General features: G+C 46.0%; 15 protein-coding genes and 1 tRNA gene. 11 read left to right on the top strand and 5 right to left on the bottom strand.

Annotated elements, in window-relative coordinates:
* Positions 1–151 precede the first annotated feature (151 nt).
* The 4 genes from LHL18_RS16970 (at position 152) to LHL18_RS16955 (ending at position 5054) form a co-directional block, all read left to right on the top strand.
* A complete protein-coding gene (locus LHL18_RS16970; RefSeq protein ID WP_226767964.1) occupies positions 152–1147 on the top strand; it encodes a branched-chain amino acid aminotransferase in 996 nt (331 codons plus the stop codon).
* A 195-nt stretch (positions 1148–1342) separates the two neighbouring features.
* A complete protein-coding gene (locus LHL18_RS16965; protein ID WP_226767963.1) occupies positions 1343–2749 on the top strand; it encodes a UvrD-helicase domain-containing protein in 1407 nt (468 codons plus the stop codon).
* The gene (locus LHL18_RS16960; RefSeq protein ID WP_226767962.1) at positions 2746–3417 is read left to right on the top strand and encodes a DarT ssDNA thymidine ADP-ribosyltransferase family protein; all 672 of its coding nucleotides are present in this window, start codon (positions 2746–2748) and stop codon (positions 3415–3417) included. Before LHL18_RS16965 ends, LHL18_RS16960 begins: the two co-directional genes overlap by 4 nt.
* 11 nt (positions 3418–3428) lie before the next feature.
* On the top strand, positions 3429–5054 hold the full coding sequence (locus tag LHL18_RS16955) for an ADP-ribosylglycohydrolase family protein (protein ID WP_226767961.1): 1626 nt from the start codon (positions 3429–3431) through the stop codon (positions 5052–5054).
* Between the two features lie 35 nt (positions 5055–5089).
* Here LHL18_RS16955 and yjgA read toward each other — a convergent pair whose 3' ends face one another.
* A complete protein-coding gene (gene yjgA / locus LHL18_RS16950; protein ID WP_134058308.1) occupies positions 5090–5608 on the bottom strand; it encodes a ribosome biogenesis factor YjgA in 519 nt (172 codons plus the stop codon).
* A 116-nt stretch (positions 5609–5724) separates the two neighbouring features.
* Here yjgA and pmbA point away from each other — a divergent pair, with 116 nt between their 5' ends.
* A complete protein-coding gene (gene pmbA, locus LHL18_RS16945; protein ID WP_226767960.1) occupies positions 5725–7071 on the top strand; it encodes a metalloprotease PmbA in 1347 nt (448 codons plus the stop codon).
* Positions 7072–7250: 179 nt separating this feature from the next.
* Here the strand turns inward: pmbA and LHL18_RS16940 are convergent, their stop codons facing one another.
* Positions 7251–9428 carry a M3 family metallopeptidase gene (locus LHL18_RS16940; RefSeq protein ID WP_134058303.1) on the bottom strand — a complete coding sequence of 726 codons (2178 nt, stop codon included), beginning with the start codon at positions 9426–9428 and terminating at the stop codon, positions 7251–7253.
* Positions 9429–9585: 157 nt separating this feature from the next.
* Positions 9586–11508, bottom strand: a complete 1923-nt coding sequence (locus LHL18_RS16935; RefSeq protein WP_226767959.1) for an ATP-binding protein — start codon at positions 11506–11508, stop codon at positions 9586–9588.
* A 168-nt stretch (positions 11509–11676) separates the two neighbouring features.
* Here LHL18_RS16935 and LHL18_RS16930 point away from each other — a divergent pair.
* The 4 genes from LHL18_RS16930 to LHL18_RS16915 all read left to right on the top strand — a co-directional run bounded on the left by LHL18_RS16930 (position 11677) and on the right by LHL18_RS16915 (position 14353).
* A tRNA-Arg gene (locus tag LHL18_RS16930) sits at positions 11677–11753 on the top strand.
* Positions 11754–11986: 233 nt separating this feature from the next.
* A complete protein-coding gene (locus LHL18_RS16925; RefSeq protein ID WP_226767958.1) occupies positions 11987–12604 on the top strand; it encodes a chlorophyll a-b binding domain-containing protein in 618 nt (205 codons plus the stop codon).
* 130 nt (positions 12605–12734) lie between these two features.
* On the top strand, positions 12735–14054 hold the full coding sequence (locus tag LHL18_RS16920) for a type II toxin-antitoxin system HipA family toxin (protein WP_226767957.1): 1320 nt from the start codon (positions 12735–12737) through the stop codon (positions 14052–14054).
* Complete coding sequence (locus LHL18_RS16915) at positions 14051–14353, top strand: helix-turn-helix domain-containing protein (RefSeq protein WP_226767956.1); 303 nt, start codon at positions 14051–14053, stop codon at positions 14351–14353. Before LHL18_RS16920 ends, LHL18_RS16915 begins: the two co-directional genes overlap by 4 nt.
* 50 nt (positions 14354–14403) lie before the next feature.
* On the opposite strand, the gene LHL18_RS16910 is transcribed toward LHL18_RS16915, so the two are convergent.
* On the bottom strand, positions 14404–15198 hold the full coding sequence (locus LHL18_RS16910) for a hypothetical protein (RefSeq protein ID WP_226767955.1): 795 nt from the start codon (positions 15196–15198) through the stop codon (positions 14404–14406).
* A 484-nt stretch (positions 15199–15682) separates the two neighbouring features.
* Between LHL18_RS16910 and LHL18_RS16905 the strand changes: the two genes are divergently transcribed.
* Both LHL18_RS16905 and LHL18_RS16900 read left to right on the top strand, forming a co-directional pair.
* Complete coding sequence (locus tag LHL18_RS16905; RefSeq protein WP_226767954.1) at positions 15683–16018, top strand: hypothetical protein; 336 nt, start codon at positions 15683–15685, stop codon at positions 16016–16018.
* Between the two features lie 9 nt (positions 16019–16027).
* Positions 16028–17740, top strand: a complete 1713-nt coding sequence (locus tag LHL18_RS16900; protein WP_226767953.1) for an AIPR family protein — start codon at positions 16028–16030, stop codon at positions 17738–17740.
* A 35-nt stretch (positions 17741–17775) separates the two neighbouring features.
* On the opposite strand, the gene LHL18_RS19820 is transcribed toward LHL18_RS16900, so the two are convergent.
* The gene (locus LHL18_RS19820) at positions 17776–19143 is read right to left on the bottom strand and encodes a class I SAM-dependent methyltransferase (RefSeq protein WP_226767952.1); all 1368 of its coding nucleotides are present in this window, start codon (positions 19141–19143) and stop codon (positions 17776–17778) included.
* Between the last annotated feature and the right edge of the window lie 2 nt (positions 19144–19145).

Raw genomic sequence — 19145 nt, 5'->3', positions numbered from 1 at the left:
ATGTGAGTTAACCGGATACCCACACCAACACGCCGTAAATACGTCCCTGTAGGCTCGTTTCCGCCCGTCCGGGGCTCCAACGGTTGGCTTAGGGTAGCCGGTTAACTCACAGTGCGGCTTATTACGAATATCAACAGGAATAATTAGCAAGATGGCAGCATTTGGCACCGTATTTACCCCGGAGATGATTATCTCCCATTTTCACAATAACAGCTGGAGCCAGCCAGAACTGGTGGCAACGGACAGTATCAGCCTGCACCCAGGTGCACATGTACTGCATTACTCCAGCACCTGCTTTGAAGGCTTAAAGGCATTTCGTCATGCAGATGGCGGTATCTATGTGTTTCGCATGGACAAAAACGTGGCCCGCTTAGCCCAGAGCAGCCAGTTGCTGGCGCTGCCACAAATCGATGGCGCTATGCTGCAGCAGATGATCCTGGATATCGTGAAGCGCTACGCAGCCGATGTACCTAACCCACCGGGTTCTATGTATATCCGTCCGACTCATATCGGCACAGAAGCCTCTATTGGTAAAGCCGCGGCACCAAGCCTGGAGTCAATGCTGTACGTATTACTGTCTCCGGTAGGTGACTACTTTGCCGGTGGCGCCAAACCGCTGCGTTTATTGCTGGAAGACAGCGCCCGCTGTGCAGCCCATATGGGGATGGTAAAAAGCGGCGGTAACTACGCCAGCGCATTGCAGCCGATTATGAAAGCCCGCGCTGCGGTGCAGGCTGATCAGGTATTGTTCTGCCCTAATGGCGATGTACAGGAAACCGGCGCAGCCAACTTCCTGTTGATTGACGGCAACGAAATTATCACCAAAGCGCTCGACAGCTCATTCCTGCACGGCGTAACCCGCGACTCTATCTTAACGCTGGCGCGTGATCGTGGTATGAAAGTATCAGAGCGCGAGCTGACAGTAGATGAACTGTTAGAAAGAGCGCAAAAGCCAGGCACAGAAGCGGCGTTGTCGGGTACGGCTGCGGTATTAACCCCGGTAGGTACGCTGATCCACGCCGGTAAAGAGTATCAGGTAGGCTCAGGTCAGGGCGGCACAACAACAGCAGCTTTACGTCAGGCACTGAATGATATCCAGTGGGGCAAAGCGGAAGATAAACACGGCTGGCTGGTTAAGGTCTGCTGATGAAATAAGAAAGGCCGCGTAGCGGTCTTTCTTATATTGCTGAAGCAATAGATGAATTAAGTTTTTTGATGATTTTATTCATGTAATTTTCTTATCAAGTTTCCATAGGGATAGTTTTGCTACTGCTCATTATCATATTTTGAATAGTGTATTCAGACGCACTAGTTAAGATTAGATATTAAGGAAGTAGAGTTAATGCGAGCATTGGTTAGAACTACACCTACTGCAGAACAGCTGCCAATAATAAGCAGGAATAGTTATGGTGTAGAAGTAATATGTGGGGCTGCAGGGAGTGGGAAAACTTCAACTGCTTTGATGAGATTGAAGTCTCTTATTTACATGTGCGATGCAAGACATAAAAGGGAAAGTATTGATAAGCCAATAAATGTGCTTGTCTTAACTTTTAATCGCACTTTATCGGGTTACGTAAAAGCTCTTGTAGATTCCCAGCTAGATACAGATTTGAAAGTCGATGTAGAAATATCGACCTTCGCAAAATGGGCAAGAAGAAGCATAAATAATGGAAAAATTTGCCCAGAGGCAAAAGCAGAAAGCAAAATAAAGGAACTCTCTGCCCATATCATAGCTTTGAGTCCTGAATATATAGTTAAAGAAGTTGATTATTTGTTGGGAAGGTTTTCAATAGCAGATATAGAAAACTATATCCAGTATGAGAGGACAGGGAGGGGGGCAGTTCCTCGGGTAGAACGAACATTGAGAAGGGAACTTCTAGATAAAGTTGTATACCCATACAAACAATGGTTGTCAGAAGAAGGATATATTGATTGGAATGACTTAGCTGTAATGATGAGTAATGAAACGCAGTCAATAGGGTACGACATTGTCATCGTTGATGAGGCTCAAGACTTTTCGGCTAATCAGTTGAGAGCAATTAAACATCACCTATCAATTGAAAGCTCTCTAACATTTGTAATGGACACTGTACAACGAATCTATGCTAGAGGTTTTACTTGGTCTGAATGTGGGTTTGATGTTAGGCCTGGAAAGGTTTTCCAATTAAGAAAAAACCATAGGAATACTCGTCAAATAGCAAACTTTGCAAAACACGTTTTGGAAGGTATTGCTGTAGAAGACAACGGTGCTTTACCTGATTTAAATGCAGCTAGTAAGGACGGAGATCTGCCTTATATCGTCAATGGAAACTATTTACAGCAAGTTGACTGGGCGATCACATTCATCAAAGAAAATATTGACTTATCTTTAGAATCTGTTGCTTTTTTAAAGCCCAAAGGCGGAGCTTGGTTTACCACTTTGAAAAACAAGCTGAATGAAAATAGCCTTCCATTTGTTGAAATTACTCGCGATAGCGAGTGGCCAGATGGTGATGAGAACATCGCTTTATGTACATTTCACTCCGCAAAAGGTTTGGAGTTTGATCATGTATTTATTCTGGGGTTGAGTGGTGAGAATACTGCGTGCTCTGAAATAAACATTGATGATGGGCTAATAGTGTTGCAGAAGCTTTTAGCTGTAGCGGTTGCAAGGGCCAGGTTGCGGGTAGCTATCGGCCAGAAAATTGGTGAAGAGTCGGTTTTGAGTGCTTATTTCACAGATGCTTTAGTTCAGGTTGTTAATTTATGACAGTAGTAGAACTCTCAAATTCTAAAGGTATATATGAAATTCTTCATTTCAGTACTAATAATGGCCTAGTCGGCATCCTTGCAAAAGGCTTACTGCAATCGAGAGCTCTTCTACCAAAAGACGAGTATTTAGAGAATGTATTACATGTCAATGCTAAATACAGGCCGGAAGAATCATTAAGTTTCGATAAAAGTGAGGACTGGTTAAATTTTGTAAATCTGTCAGTATCTGAAATCAATAGACGCTTCTTCGAGTTTTCTGAGTCTTGGCACAAACAGACGGAGATTTGGTGGGCTATTTTGTCTTTTGACACTGAAATATTAGGACATCAAGGCGTTTATTTTACTACTACCAACAATACTTATGAGTATTGTAGAAGAGCAAAAGGAACCGTAGGTTTTGAAGCCATGTTCGACGAGGTTGTGGAGAGAAAACAGAACTATTCAGGTGTATGGAAAGTAAATCGTGCGACCCGACTTCCAAACTTAACCACCTGTGAGCAAGCAGAGGTTCTCTATCCTAGTGCGTTGCCAGTAACATATCTTAGAAAGGTTTACGTAAAAGAACGTAATCACCATGATGCCGTTTTAGGCTGGTTGAGACAATTTGATCTGCGAAGAGTCGTAGTAGAAATTAACCCTGATAAGTTCATTGGTAAGAAGAATTAGTAAGAAAACATATGAATAACTACGACAAACATAAATCAATGGTGATTCATTCCGCGCTATGGGCAGCTGCAGGTGATGCTTTGGGTTGGATTACTGAATTAACCAATGGAAACAAAAGTATTGTAAGAACAAGAGCTGGCTCTCCTTATGTTACTGAACCGGTTACGTGGAAAAGAACTATTGGTGGGAGGTTTGGTCCGAATGTAACCTTTCCGGCTGGTACATATTCTGATGACACGCAACTTCGACTGGCAGTTTCAAGATCAATCCGAGGTGATGGAGTTTTCGATGTTGAAACTTTTGCAAAAGTAGAACTGACTGTGTGGCCAACATATGCCTTAGGTGGTGGTATTGGAACTAAGGCTGCAGCGGTTAATTTATCAAAAAGAACAGTAAATTGGTTTTCTAATTTTTACGAAAGGGAAGGGAGTTCATACATAAATAGTGGTGGTAATGGTGCAGCAATGCGTGTGCAGCCGCACATTTGGGCTTCTAAGGCACTTACAACGCAAGTCTTAACAAATGTCTTTAAAGATTCAATCGTTACTCACGGACACCCTCATGGTTTCCTTGGTGCAATTTTTCACTCTTATTGCTTATCTGAAGTAATAAAACAAGGGGAGGTGCCTAATCCGAATAATTGGTTAGAATACCTGGAATACTTTAACGGCTTTGAGGATATTATTAACGCAGACCCGCAACTGAAAGATTTTTGGCTCCCATCTTGGGAATCTCACTCAGGTAAAAAACTATTTTTAGATATTGAGAAGACTTCTAAAGAATTCAGGGAGGATATTTATAAAGTTATAAGTATCCTTAGCGAGGATCCTAAAGGATATAAAGACGTTATTACCGCTCTTGGATGTGATAAAAAAGAATATAGAGGCTCAGGTTTGAAGACTGCACTGGCAGCCTCAGCATTAGCTTATCTTTTTAAAGAAAAAGGTGTGGAAAGTGCGTTAGTTGAAGCAGCAAATATGCTCGACACCGACACTGATACAATTGCCACAATGACTGGGGCAATTCTAGGTGCTGTAAGTAAAGAAAGACCCAAATGGGCATTACAAGACAGTTTTTACATAGAGAGAGAGGCTGGCCGCTTAGCAGATATAGCTTTCAAAATACAAACAGAGACATTTGTCTATCCTGACTTATTAAAATGGTCGCCTCCAACTAGTCAAACGTTATCAGTTGGAGCGTTGGATGACGGTTTAGCTATGGCAGGGTTAGGATCTCTAAAGTGCCTAAAAAACTCTTATAAAGTTGGAGAGTATGTTTGGCAGTGGTTTGAGTTGCCTTTTGGACAGTCTATTCTTGCAAAGGTAAAAACCAACCCTGACGATATGTCCTTACTGCAGTTACCGAAGATGCGAGCACAAAATCAGCAAACGAAAAATCAAAAATCATATGTGCAGCCTGATTCAAGAACCCAATTGGCAATGTTTCACTCGGACGAGAATACTAATATAGATTCACTAGACGTACTTACAGATATTGTCATCAATTCTAATTTTGATAATGAAGTTTTAGGTCGAGCTGTGAACCAATATATTGAGACAACTAGCAGTGTAGAGTCAGCTATTGCGTTTATCGCAATTATATCAAAAGCAAAAATAGCAAGAATGAAAAAGAAGTGAGTTTAAGAAATATGGGGCCTAATGGCCCCAAACCTCTATTCCTCTATAATCAGAGGTTTAATTAGCTGAAACAGCTCGCGGTAGTATTTTGGCGGTTGCTGTTTTTCCTGCTCTTTTTTCGCATTACGAATAAGCTGACGTAACTGCTGAACATCGACCTCTGGGTAAGCGGCGATAAATTCAGTTACGGCGTCACTGTCTGTAATCAGTTTATCGCGCCAGTTTTCCACTTTATGAAACTGCCGTGTCGCCGCCTGATTGGTATTGCGCAGCAGCGCCAGAGCCTGCTCTATAGGCTCTAAATCACGGGTACGCATCAAGCGGCCAATAAACTGAATATGCCGGCGCAACGCTTCGCGTTTGTTACCAAGCTTGTCTGCCAGCTGCAGCGCGTCCTGCAGTTCATCATCCAGTGGGATCTTGGCCCGTGCTGCAGCACTCAGGGCGACCAGCTCTTCACCTAACTTTTGCAGCTCGTGCATTTCACGCTTTATCTGCGATTTACTTTTGCCTTCTTCTTCGTCCCAGGTATCGCCGTGGATAAAATCGGTCATCTTGTTTCACTCTTAACAGTAATGTTGCTAAGTATACATGATAGTGCTGCCTGGCAGCAGCCAGCTTTCGCAGACTATGATAAGCTTGTGGCAAATTCTTTGGCTGAACCATTATTATGCAATCAACACAACCGACAATCTGGCAGGAAATTGACGAAGTTAAACAGGCCGTAGCCGAGGTACTGGCGCATGCCAAACAGCTGGGTGCCAGCAGTGCTGAAGCGTCAATGAGCCGCACTAAAGGCCTGAGCGTGGAAACCCGTCACGGTGAAGTGGAAACGGTCGAGTTCAACCAGGACGGTGGCCTGGGTATCAGTTTGTATTTTGGTCAGCGCAAGGGCTCGGCATCTACAGCCGATTTAAGCCCGCAAGCGCTGCGCCGCACCGTTGAAGCGGCTGCTGATATTGCCCGCTATACCTCGGAAGATCCTCATACCGGTATTGCCGACGCCAGCTGGCTGGAAATGTCACCGCCGGATCTGGATTTATACCATCCTGAAACCATAGGTACCGACGAAGCCATTGCATTATGTGCCGGTGCGGAACAAGCTGCTTTTGCTACTGACAACCGTATTACCAACTCTGAAGGTGCGTCGTTTTCATCGCATACCGGTTTAAAGGTGTATGGTAACAGCCATGGTCAGCTGGTTGGCCACCCCAGTTCACGTCACAGCTTCAGCTGTGTGGTGATCGGCGAAGATGGCGACGATATGCAGCGTGATTATAGTTTTACCGTCGCGCGCCAGTACAGCAAGCTGCTTGATCCGAAACAGATCGGCCGTGAAGCTGCGCTGGAAACCATAGCGCGGTTAAATGCCCGTCAGGTGCCGACACAAAAAGTGCCGGTGATTTTCCGTGCCGATATTGCCAGCAGTTTGTTTGGCCATCTGGTGTCGGCCATCAGTGGCGGCAGTATTTATCGTAAATCGAGTTTTCTGCTGGATAAAGTCGGCCAGCAGATCATGGCGCCGGGTATTACTGTTCTTGAGCAACCGCATTTAAAACAAGCGCTGGCATCCAGCCCATTTGATGGTGAAGGGGTAAAAACCCGCGATTTAACCGTGATTGACAGCGGTATACTGACAACCTATCTGACCACCAGCTATTCAGCCCGTAAGCTGGGCATGGCCAGTACCGGCCACGCCGGTGGTATCCATAACTGGTTGATAAGCCACGGCGATGAAGACTTACTGCAGCTATGCCGCACTATGGGTAAAGGCTTGTTAGTGACTGAGCTGATGGGGCAGGGCGTCAATACCGTTACAGGTGACTACTCGCGTGGTGCTGCCGGTTTCTGGGTAGAAAACGGTGAAATTCAGTTTCCGGTATCAGAAGTGACCATTGCCGGTAATTTGAAAGATATGTTTATGCAGATAGCCGCTGTCGGTAATGATATTGACCGTCGCGGCGGAGTGCTGACCGGCTCGGTTTTAATTAGCCAGATGCAGGTAGCAGGTAGTTAGTTTAGCGATACCCATTAAAAAGCCCCGTTGCTAATAGCACGGGGCTTTTTTGTTGTTAGCCTCCGGCGGCTAACTGGTTTGTTCACATCAACACGCCGTAAACCCATCCCTGGGGGCTCGTTTCCGCCCGTCCAGGGCTTCAAAGGTTGACTTAGAACAAACCAATAACCGCCAGACGATTAATCTACCTTCGTCTTCAAACCACGGCGGATCAACAAGGCATCTGTCGTTGGCTCCTGGCCACGGAACGCTTTGTAAGACTCCATTGGCAGGCGAGAGTTACCGACAGACAGAATGTTTTTGCGGTAGTTCTGGCCGTTTTCCAGTTTTAAACCACCTTGCTGCTGCACGTAGGCAAACGCATCGGCGGCCAGAATTTCACTCCACATATAGGCATAGTAGCCAGCTGAATAGCCGCCGCCCATAGAGTGTGAGAAAAACGCTGACTTATAACGTGGTGGTACCGCAGCCAGGTTAACACCGTGTTTTTTCAGTGCTGCTGCTTCAAATTCGTTTACATCCTGCAGTGGTTCGTCAGCGCTCAGTGAGTGCCACTCCATATCCAGCAGGGCTGCAGACATATATTCCAGCGTGTCAAAACCCTGGTTGAAGCTGCGTGACTTCATTACTTTATCCAGCAGTTCAGCCGGGATGGGCTCGCCGGTTTTATAGTGCTTGGCGTAATTTGCAATGACTTCAGGGTGGGCTGCCCAGTCTTCTTCAAACGTAGATGGGAACTCAACAAAATCGCGCGATACTGAAGTACCGGCCAGTGTCGGGTAGTTAACGTCAGAGAACATACCATGCAGGCCGTGGCCTAACTCGTGGAACATAGTGGTCACGTTATCGTAGCTGACCAGTGTTGGCTCACCTTCTGGCGCTTTTGGAATGTTCATTACATTCACAACTACCGGCTTTTGCCCCAGCAGTTTAGACTGGCCAACAAAAGAACTCATCCAGGCACCGCCACGCTTGCCTTCGCGGGCAAAGTAGTCGGCGTAGAAAATAGCCAGGCTGCTGCCGTCGGCATCAAACAGCTCGTACGCTTTTACATCCGGGTGATAAGTTGGTAAGTCCGGGCGTGGCTCGAAACGGATACCGTACAAACGGTTAAAGGTGTAGAACACGCCGTCTTTTAATACGCGGTCAAATTCGAAGTATTGTTTAACTTCGTTTTCATCCAGATCGTATTTCGCCTGACGGACAAATTCGCCGTAGTATTCCCAGTCCCAAGGCTGCAGTTCGAAGTCACCGCCTTTTTGTTTGATCATTTCCTGAATAGCGGCCGCTTCTTTATTGGTGTTGGCAATAACGGCCGGCACCATAGAACCTAACATATCAAACACTGCCTGCGGTGTTTTCGCCATTTGTGATTCCAGGCCGTAGCTGGCCCAGTTATCATAGCCTAACAGCTTGGCGCGCTCGGCACGTAGCTGCGCTAAACGGGCCACGATAGGCCGGTTGTCGGTTTCACCGCTTTGGTTACGGTTAGCCGAGGCTTCCCATACACGTTTACGCAGCTCACGGTTGCTCAGCTGGCTCAGTACCGGCTGGCGGGTAGTGTTGGTGATACTCAGCAGATACTTGCCTTCATGGCCGGCTTCTTTAGCGGCATTGGCAGCCGCTGTAATTTGCGACTCTGATAAGCCGTCCAGTTCCTCTTTGGTATCAACGATAACGGCGATTTTCTTGGTTTCCGCCAGCAGATTTTGCGAGAACTGGTTAGTCAGCTTCGAATGTTCTTCGTTCAGCGCACGGATAGCGGTTTTTTGCTCTTCAGTCAGCTGAGCGCCGGCGCGGACGAAACGGTCGTAATACACTTCAATCAGGCGCACAGATTCTGCATCCAGGCCTAAATCATTGCGCTGGTTGTACAGGCTTTTAATGCGGGCAAACAGCTGTGGGTTCAGGTTAATATTATCTGAGTGCGCAGCCATTTTCGGTGCCATTTCAGACTGAATTTCACGCCGCTGAGGGTTAGAGCTGGAGCCCGCTAAGTTATAGAAAATGCGCGACACACGGGTTAACAGCTCGCCGCTTTTTTCCAGTGCTACCAGCGTATTGTCAAAGGTCGCGGGTTCCGGGTTACCGGCAATCGCCAGCACTTCAGTCATATGCTGCTTCATGCCTTCTTCAAATGCCGGCAGGAAGTGTTCATCTTTTATTTCAGTAAAATTCGGCGCTTCGTATTGCAAGGTACTTTTCACCATTAATGGGTTGCTGGAAACCACTTCAGCTGCGGTTGTTGCTTCAGCAGCAGGTTGCTGAGCCGTGGTTTGTTGTGGCGCGCTGTTATCAGAACAGGCGGCCAGCGCGAGCGCAGCAGTCACTGTAGTGGCAATAAGAGTTTTACGCATGAATATCTCCCTGAAAGAGGCTGTCGTTACGGTATGTCGTTATAGTAATTACCGGCGCCAAGCGCCGGGTAAACCCGAGTATGCCAAAATACTGTGCATACGCACCCGGTTTGCAGTGAGCAGCCAACAAAGTAAGATAAAAGCCCGCTCAGGGCAACTATTGTGGCTGTAATGTGGCGTTATAGGGCAAATCAATGTAAAAACAACTGCCGTGTGGCTGTGCCGGTTTGTAGCCCATGCTGCCCTGCATCTGGCTTACCAGGCTGCGGCTTATTGCCAGGCCAAGGCCGGTGCCGGCATGTGTTCGGGTATCAGAGCTGTCTGCCTGGCTGAAACGGCTAAACAGTTGTGGCACAAAATGCTCGGCCACGCCTTCGCCCTCGTCTTCTACCTGAATACGCACCTGTTCGCCATGGCGGTTAATGCTAATGCTAACCAGGCCACCGGCCGGAGAGAATTTAACCGCATTACCCAGCAGGTGCTGCAGCACATGTTGCAGGTGCGCTGCATCGGCGTTTACCACGACAGACTGCAGCTCTGGCGGGCAATTCAGCTGCAGCTTAATACCCGGGTGTAGCAGCCTTACCTGCTCCAGACAGTGGCTGATAAGCGGCTGCAGTTCAACCGCGCGCAGCTGCACCGACAGCGTACCGCTGGCAATACGCTCTACATTGAGTAAATCGTTCACCAGGGCAGTAAGCTGCTGGCAGTTGGTTTGGGCCAGTTGCAACATGCGCAGCTGCGAACCGCTAAGCTCGCCCAGGGCGCCCGATACCGCCAGTCCCAGTACACCATTAATCGACGTAAGCGGCGTGCGCAGCTCGTGGCTGACGGTTGAAATAAATTGCTGTTTAAGCTGCTCGGTCTGGTGCCGGTCTGATAAATCACGCAGTACCAGCAGCTGCTTGGTTTGTTGTTGCAGCCTGATATGGCTGCGGTTTACCGCCATTGGAAACGGGCTGTCATCACGGCGCCGGCCCTGGGTTTCATATTCGGTTTTTGCGCTGGACGTTGCACTGTATAGCTCATCCAGCCGGTGCGGTTCGGCCAGTAATTCCGACCAGTGCATACCTGGCAGCGTGTTGGCTGAATAACCAAACATTGGGTAACACGACAGGTTCACCTGCTCAATAATGCCGTCTTGTGTGGTGGTAATGATGGCGTCGGTAACGTTGTCCATCATATTGCGCAAATACAATTTGCTTTGCTGATGCGCACTGACGCTGTTGCGCAAATGCTGGCGCGATATCAGCAGCCAGGTTAGCAACGTTAGCAACAGCAAAGACGCGCTGTATGCCGCCAGCCGGATTTCGCCGCTGTTATCACGTGGTTTGGCAACAGAGCGCACCGCCATTTGCCATAAAGCACCGCGTAAACTGATGCTCAGTAGCAGGCTGTCGTCATAAAACAGGCTGCGATCACCATAAAATACCGTGCCGCCGTGGCCCAGTTCGGACAAATTGCGAATGGCAACCTGCACTTCCTGCTCTGCAGTCTGGGTTTCCAGCATATTCCACACCGAGCCGATATCAACCACAGTGCTGACAATACCCCAGTAGTTATCAGCGCCCAGGTACACCGGTATCCGATAAATAAAGGCTGTACCGCCCTGAATAAGATCAATAGGCCCAACCAGCCGGGCTTCGCGCTGGGCAATAATGGCGGCAATTTCCGGCCATTGCTCGGTTAAATCGGGGTAGTACAGGCCAATGGCCTGTTCATTGCCTTTTAGCGGGTACAAATAACTCAGCCTGTTATCCGGCGCCACACCAATATTACGGATATGCCGGGCCTGATGTGCCAGCTCTGGCAGCAGCATTTGCATTTCTGTTTCAGAAATTTTGCCGTTATTGGCCTGAATATGCGCAGTCAGGCCAAGCGTAAGGTAAAGCGGAATATTCAGTTCCGACTCAATTAACGCCCGTAATTGGCCGGCGCTGGCAATTTCGTGGCGAAACTGCAGGCTGCGGGCATACTGATGCTCGTTCTGCACCAGAGTTTCGGTAGCAAAAACCGTACACAGCAGTAGTGTCAGCAACAGCGTCCATTGCCAGAACGACAGCAGAAATTTATTCTTCATTCGCTAAAAATAGCACCGGAAATAACATCAAGCCTCACTCTAGCGTTAAGCTGCCTGTGTTGTAAATAAGCTACTGAATGCTAAGTGTTGAAAAAACGCGCAGCCAGGCGATAGACACACACCACAAGGCTGTCTATAATGCGCAGCTTCTGCATAACTGCAGATTGCGCACCCGTAGCTCAGCTGGATAGAGCGCTGCCCTCCGGAGGCAGAGGTCATAGGTTCGAATCCTATCGGGTGCGCCAAAACAAACAACCGCCAATCTGGCGGTTTTTTGTTTTGTGTACCCGTGGATTTAGAACCTACGTTCGAAAAATCGGCAGGACAGCCGATTTTGACGTCGTGTAAGCGACGCCCGAAGGGTGAGGTGCAGGAAGCACCGAATCAATCCTATCGGGTGCGCCAAACCACAGCCGCTTTCCCAGACAACTTCGCCTCAGTTATGCTACTTTCTGCTCAAACATCTGCGGAGTACGCTATGGCCTCGTCACCTTATTACTTCTTTCAGCAGCAGCGTTTAACACTGCAATGTGGTAGCCGTTTACCGGCGGCGCAGTCGCTGCTGCAACTGGCCGGGGAGGGCGATTTACTATCGCAACTGGCGCCACAGCCCACGGCGCAGCAACTGCTGGATGCTGCCGAGCAGGCTTATCAGGCGGGCTACGAGCAGCAGGCATCGACCGAGTTTGAATTGCAGGGCCTGGCGCTGGGCGGTATTGGTGACCCTTTGCTGCACACCGATGTACTGGCAGAGTTTTTACCGGTATTTAAACAAAAACGGCATGGCGTGCCGGTAACACTGATAACTTATGGCTTGGTAGCGCCGGACGATGCGCCAGCGCTATGCCAGCAACTGCTTGAGCTGGAAGTTGAAAAGTTAGACATTTACCTGCCAGCCAGTAACCCGCCAGCCTATCAGCAGGCGGTAAAGCCGACGCAATATGGCTTCAGCGAGCTGTGCCAGTTTATTCACACTGCCAGTGAAGCGGGCTTACAAGTTACTTGCTTTGCCTATGCGCCGGTAGCACAGCAAAGCGAGCTGCGCGCGTTGGCGCTGGATTTAGGTGCCAGGGAGTTTGTGGTTAAACCTCAGTAGAGACCAAGTACTTAATTCGGTAATAAACTACCGTGAAAGATGTCCTCTTTACTATTTTTCGGTAATAAACTACTGTTTTTATCTGAATAGCGGAGCTAAACTACCGTATGAGCGGGTTTGGAGAGGGTAAATGCATTTACAAGTATTTTTTGCCGGTGCCTGGCATGATGCTGCAGTATTGCGTTTTCGCGGCGAGGGTAAACACACCGCTGTCAGCATCGAGTATCTGTTAGATTACATCAAGCTGCCTCAGGTAAACTTTGATTCCAGGGTAGAGCAGGCAGTAACAGTTAACGCTCCTGTCTCTGTCATTAAAACAGAGTATCCCCGCTGGCCCGGGCTACTGGACGATCTGTTGCCCGCCGGCAAAGCCCGGCAATGGTGGTTGAATAAGCTCGACATTGCACATTTACCGGTGTTCGAAGCAGATTGCTTGTTGCTGGAGAAAACCTGCATGTCGCCTATTGGTAATCTGCGGGTGAAAGAAGCCATACTCCACAACACACCAGCACCACAGTTACGTTTTGCTATCGATACCGTATGCACCTTAGAGCATGATTTTCTGGAATACGCTAATAGCCAGGGTGCTGCTGTTGGTGGCGCTACAGGGGCGGCTGGCGTAGCGCCTAAGCTGCTGCTGATGGTAGACAACAACGAGGTATTTATCGATGCCGACTTTGCCGGCAAGCCAGCCACAGCGACACCCTACCTGGTTAAATTTGCCCGTAATAACCGTACCGAGCGCGACAACAACATATTAAAAGCAGAAGGAATCTATTACCGGGTGTTAGCCGACCTGTTAGCTAACACCGGTATTCGCACTATCGATACTACACAACTGCAGATACGCGAGGTTAACGGAAATGTCAGCCTGTGGCTGCCACGGTTTGATGTGGTTGAGCGCAATGGCTGCTTGCAACGTTTGGGCATCGAAAGTGTTTACTCTGTTATCGATGCCGGCCCAGGCAGCGGCTGGGATCATTTTGACGTAATAAAGGTATTGTGGCAGCGGCTTAATGGCGTGTTTAACCAAACATGCGAGGCTTTTGTCACGGAATATGTCATACGGGATCTGCTCAATCTGGTATTTGGTAACAGCGACAACCATGGCCGCAATATGTCATTTATCAAAGATAACGGCCAAATACGCTTTGCGCCCATCTACGATTTTGCGCCGATGAAAGCAGACCCCGAACAGGTTACCAGGCTGTTTCGTTGGGGGCAGGGTTGTGAACTGGCCGGAGAGGTTAATTTTGCCGCGGTGGCACAGCAGCTTGCAGCGTACGTAGCGCCGGCCACATTAGTAGCAAGCTTGCAGCAATGGGCAGAAAAACTATTGCAGGTACCGCAAATGTTGGCCGAAGCGGGTTGCCCTGATGAGATCTTACATTTTCCGGCTATCGGCTTTGCCCAGCTTGAGGCCAAATTAAAACGGATGCAGTTGCTATGAGTCAGCTTAATCATACTGACCTGATTCAGGATATAACAGACAAGCTAAATCGCGCTGAAATTACACTGGGTCAGGCTATTCACGCTATTCGCACCCGCTTGTATCAGCTAACACAGGCCGATTACGCCAGGCTGTGCAAAGTGTCAGAGAAAACCCTGCGCGAAGTTGAGAAAGGCAATACCGACCCACGTTTGTCTATTGTTGAGCGCCTGTTGCGCCCCGGCGGTATGGCATTAGCTGCCAGAGTGATAACAAATCGGGTGCAAACCATGTCAGAGCGGGTGCAGGCAGCACCCTAAGCCTAACCTGCTCTATGCTTAAGGGTTTGTAAGCCAGGCTGGTTTAACACTTAGCGCCTGGCGGCGGCCGGTTTTACCCGGGTGTCGTATAACTGCTGCAGTGCTTCGGTAATGGTCATATCGGCGTTTTCACTTAGGTAACGCTCGACTTGTTTATGCACAAAAATCACTGCTTGTTTATGCTGTTTGGCAAAGGCGGCACATTGCTGTTTTAGCTGCAGGTTAAATTCTTTCTCGGCCGTTTGTTGGTGAATAGTGTTAATCGCCTGCTCAAAGCTATTGCCGTTATCGGCAAAGGCTTCTTTTAACGCGTTTTTCGGTATCCGGTAAGCTTTGCTGGCAAAATCCAGCGCCTCACGAAAACTAGCAAAGCACTCGCCAAACACATCAAACTGCAACGGCGCGGTATCGTGCACCTGCTGGCTAATACCACCGGCTTCATAGTCAAAGCCAAAAAAGTTAAGTCGCTCGGTGGTTTCCGCGCCCAGCTTTAACCCCGCTTCAATACTGTGGCGCAGGCTAAAATCCAGAGTGGCTAACTCCTCCGTCGTCCACATGTCGTAAATGCTCAGCGCCTTGGCATATTTTTTAGCCAGTTTGGTTTTGGCAAATTTGTGCCGCTCATCCAAAGTACCGGCCTTGCAGGGCTTCACCAGCTCATGGCACTCATTACAAACCGGAATTTTTAAAAACTCACTAGCCTCGCGCGTGGCCAGGTAAAACTCCAGATACTGCAACGGCGGCGCATAGTCATGCGTAGCGGCAATGCAGCCGCAGTAAAAGCAGGTGTTAAAGTGGTTGCTACGGGTGGGTACCAGCAGGTTGTAATCGGTATCGTTGGCCATAGTAGCGTCCAAAGCTGGGGATTATAACTAAATTGGGGTTGGGTGTCGGGGTTTTGATGATTGCGCTAGGTCAGAAAGCAGTTACAAACAGTGAAATGTAGTCTATTTGTCAACTCTTTATCGATTGCTACACGTTCCGATTGTGGTAAAGTGTTTTCAGATTGTTTACTAGGGAGCGGTAGCAAAGCCGCTTTAAATCAACAAGGTAGCTAAAAATATGCGGCTTAGAGAAGTTCTCGGAGTACTTTTAAATCCCGCTCATGACAGAAGTGCAAATCTACCCCAAGTTATTAAAACAAGCCGTGCCTGGCTCCGACAAAAAGTAGTGGTTGTCAGAGTTATCAAAGCCGAAAAAAAGTGAGTGTATTTCGGTAGGCGTGCTCGCCAATACAAGCGGTGTACTGTTGCAGTCTGTTAAGCGTTTAAAAGTGGCTCAGCTAAGCGCCAGATTGGACTCTAATGAATAACAAATTAAGGGATTATTGTGGCTAAAGAAAAGGTGATGATCGACCGCAATTCAGAAGAAGTTCTAGCCCGAAAACGGGAAATTGCTGAGGCAAAGCGTGCTGCTGAAATAGTCACACTCCGTGAGTGGTACGACACTACGCCCGAGCACTCGCCAGAAATTCAAGAGTATATGAAGCACTTTACCCAGCTTGGACGCTTGGGCAAAGAGCTGCACAAGCGCGGAGTAAAACGGGTTACGGAGCGGCTCGGCGACGATGTTAGAACGTTAGTTGAAGCTACTTATAAACGCGCAGATCTAGATCTATGTGCTCCATTATGCGCATTCGCAATTCTGAATAAAATTAGTGAATAAGAAGGTTATATGACTCCGACTATACGTGATTTTAAGATACTGAATAAAAGGTGTGAGAAGTACTATGATTTTTTGGCGAGTTCTTTTGGTATTAGTGTGAATCTATCTGATGTAGAAAAGCGTAGATTAGGTTTCTATCTTTTTATAATTGAGTTTCTGTGTGATGAGCAGGATTTGGAGAGGCAAGTTGATAGTATAATTGATACTAACTTCAATAAGGTTCTTAATAATACTACTGATGATGATTTTGGGATTGATGCAATTTACATAGATGAAGAAGAAAAGGAAATAAAGCTATTTAATTTTAAGTTTCGAGAATCTTTTAATCAAGATAAAACTCAGGACTTAAATGATGCGTTTACATCAAGCAAATTTCTAAATGCCTTGTCTTCTGGAAATGTGTCAACAATAACGGGAAAGCCAAAAGGCAAGTTGGAGCTACTACTAAAAATTATTAACGATCCGACAGATGACTGGGATATGACGCTCTACCAAGTGAGTAATGAGGCTAAACCTGTATTAGATGAAAAAAAACACCTAGATGATTTTCGAGTTAAGTATGGAATTGAAGTCAAGAATGTATCATTGCCAGACATATGCAAGTTCATGTCTATCCGACCAAAGGACTTAGATGCAACTATTATTCTCGCGAAAGATTCATTCATGTCATATTCTGAGCATTCTATTGAAACTTCAAAATCATATATAGCGAGAGTTAAATGCAGTGAAATAATCAGAATGACCTCTAGCTGTGAATTGCTAAGAAACGAAACGGCGATTGAAGATGTTGATAGGCTTATAAATGCAGAGATAGACTATTCAGTTTTATATGACAACGTTAGGGGCTTTGTACTTAAATCAAAGTACAATGGTAATATCCTAAAGACCCTTGAAGAACAGCCTAAGAAATTTTTTAAATATAACAATGGTATAACGCTTGTTTGTAAAGCAGTCAATGCAAAAGTGCTACCTATAAATGGAAATATGAAAATCGAAATAAAAGGATTTCAGGTGCTAAATGGTGGGCAGACCGTTCGTACAATTCATAATTTTAATAGTAAAAGTAAAGAAAATTTTAGCAAATTGATTGAAAGTGAAGTGCTAGTGAGAATATTCATGTCCGACTCTGAGGACGGGGAAATTAATAAAATCGCTGAGTACACTAATAGTCAAAATGCGATAAAACCATGGGATCTGAAGTCACTCAGCTCAGAGCAGATAGAGTTGGAAAAATACTTGGACGCACATGATATTTTTTATTCTAGAAAATCTGGGGATACAGGTTTAGAGTCAGGTGATTATAAGTATAAGATTTCAATGGAAAAATTTGGACAGATTTTGATGGCTGTTCAAGGTTATCCTGAGAAGGGTATCAATAGTAAAAAGAATATTTTTGAAAAGCATTATGACGAAATATTTATTGATAATCTCAAGATTGAAGAATCTCATCTTTTAATTTTAAGATATTTTAAAATTTTGGCGATTTACAAAGAGCTAGGTAGAAGAATTAACAATATAGAAGTTCTTTACGTGCTTTATATAGACCAGAACGTAATCCGTGAAATGATAGACGTTAAGTTAATTATTGATGAAATAAATAATTTCATCAGTACTTATCAAACTGATGAGGAAATGTCTAATGTAAGAAAAATGGGGCAGACACGTTTCAGAACCGAGTTAACAAAATTATTTGTCAGTAAATTTGATTTGCATAGTATGTAACTATCGTGTTTCGACCGAGATATATAAATTAATATTTATAGTGTGGTGGGTTTCTTATATAAAAAGTTCAAGAATACTTCACTTGAACTTATACTGCTATTAGTTTCCCACATGCTAATTTCTAATAGTTTATATTTATTGGTAAGGAGTTCATTTATATAACTGATAGAATACATATAGAATTCTCTATCAGATGATTTGGCTACATTGACGTTCTTTTTGAGAGAAAAATAGAAATGACCATCTGGGGTCAATGTTCTTACTAGTCGAGAAATTGCACTCTCAAACTCAGATTTATTTAGGTGTAGAAGTGATGCACATGCCCAGACAAGATCAAATGTGGGCGGATAATCGATGTCGGCAAAACTTTTTTGTTCACAAAATGCAAAGGGGTATTGGTTGCACAGCTCAACCATTTTTGCCGAAGCATCGAATGACGAAACTTTAAAACCGTGCCGGATAAAGTATTGAGTATCTCTACCAACTCCACAACCGGCATCTAGCACACTGCCACCATTCGCTACGTAAGCGCGCACTTTTTTATAGATCTCTGTCATATCTATTGAGAAAGTCGCGTCAAAGTAACTAGTTGCGTTGTTGTCATAAAAAGCGATGGTTTTGTTTTTTGCAACCTTTGGCTTTGTGTCATCTGCTTTTTTAATTAATCTCAGAAGCTTTGATACTTCACTATGAATTGCACCATTGATTTCCAAAGGGAATACAATGCTTTCTAGATCTTCGCTTTGGCCGTGTAGTTTCCCTTCAGACGCAGTCTTAATTACGCGATAATGTGCTGCAAGTTTTCCAAGTAGAATATGCAAAGCCGGGTTATCTACATATCCGCTTTGAGATTCAATAAGGTTAATCACCTTGTCTGAAATGATTAATATATGTTTAAAGAGTTCTTGATCACTCTTTTTAAATCTGTCCAAGCCTTGCAGTGTATTATCAGGGTTATCAGTAAGAAATCTTAACGTTCTAAAGTAACTACCTTCTGCTTTAAGTTTTTCCTTTTCTTCTAACGCGAAGTAAGAATAAATAACTCTCGACTCTTCCAGTAGTGAGTTTAAAGGACCATAGAACTTTTCAATTTTTTCCTTAGCTTTCGCCACTCTGTCTAAATGCTTGTCACGCTCCAGCAACTTTTTCTGATGCTCGGAATCTTTTGAATACTTTCTGATTGTTGAGAGAGCTACGGCTAGTGAGAAAATAACGGTTAAGAAAGAACCAACAGCCGTTATATCAGCACCAAAAATTGTTGATGATGGTTTAGAGCTCTGTGGCTCGCTTTTTATGATAATCAGCTCTTTAGAGGCAGATGCTTGATGATCCGATGTATGCTTGTCAGTTGTTACAATCTTGTCGTGCGCTATGCCATCGGTTTTTACGAGCTGCTCTGACACGA

The sequence above is a fragment of the Rheinheimera aquimaris genome (assembly GCF_020531985.1).
GTDB classification, from domain to species: domain Bacteria; phylum Pseudomonadota; class Gammaproteobacteria; order Enterobacterales; family Alteromonadaceae; genus Alishewanella; species Alishewanella aquimaris.
Note: the sequence above shows the minus strand (reverse complement) of the source record. Positions and strands in the feature narration are given on the sequence as shown.

Coding starts and splice junctions, on each gene's coding strand:
- LHL18_RS16970 (WP_226767964.1), top strand. CDS start 152: ATGGCAGCATTTGGCACCGTATTTACCCCGGAGATGATTATCTCCCAT.
- LHL18_RS16965 (WP_226767963.1), top strand. CDS start 1,343: ATGCGAGCATTGGTTAGAACTACACCTACTGCAGAACAGCTGCCAATA.
- LHL18_RS16960 (WP_226767962.1), top strand. CDS start 2,746: ATGACAGTAGTAGAACTCTCAAATTCTAAAGGTATATATGAAATTCTT.
- LHL18_RS16955 (WP_226767961.1), top strand. CDS start 3,429: ATGAATAACTACGACAAACATAAATCAATGGTGATTCATTCCGCGCTA.
- yjgA (WP_134058308.1), bottom strand. CDS start 5,608: ATGACCGATTTTATCCACGGCGATACCTGGGACGAAGAAGAAGGCAAA.
- pmbA (WP_226767960.1), top strand. CDS start 5,725: ATGCAATCAACACAACCGACAATCTGGCAGGAAATTGACGAAGTTAAA.
- LHL18_RS16940 (WP_134058303.1), bottom strand. CDS start 9,428: ATGCGTAAAACTCTTATTGCCACTACAGTGACTGCTGCGCTCGCGCTG.
- LHL18_RS16935 (WP_226767959.1), bottom strand. CDS start 11,508: ATGAAGAATAAATTTCTGCTGTCGTTCTGGCAATGGACGCTGTTGCTG.
- LHL18_RS16925 (WP_226767958.1), top strand. CDS start 11,987: ATGGCCTCGTCACCTTATTACTTCTTTCAGCAGCAGCGTTTAACACTG.
- LHL18_RS16920 (WP_226767957.1), top strand. CDS start 12,735: ATGCATTTACAAGTATTTTTTGCCGGTGCCTGGCATGATGCTGCAGTA.
- LHL18_RS16915 (WP_226767956.1), top strand. CDS start 14,051: ATGAGTCAGCTTAATCATACTGACCTGATTCAGGATATAACAGACAAG.
- LHL18_RS16910 (WP_226767955.1), bottom strand. CDS start 15,198: ATGGCCAACGATACCGATTACAACCTGCTGGTACCCACCCGTAGCAAC.
- LHL18_RS16900 (WP_226767953.1), top strand. CDS start 16,028: ATGACTCCGACTATACGTGATTTTAAGATACTGAATAAAAGGTGTGAG.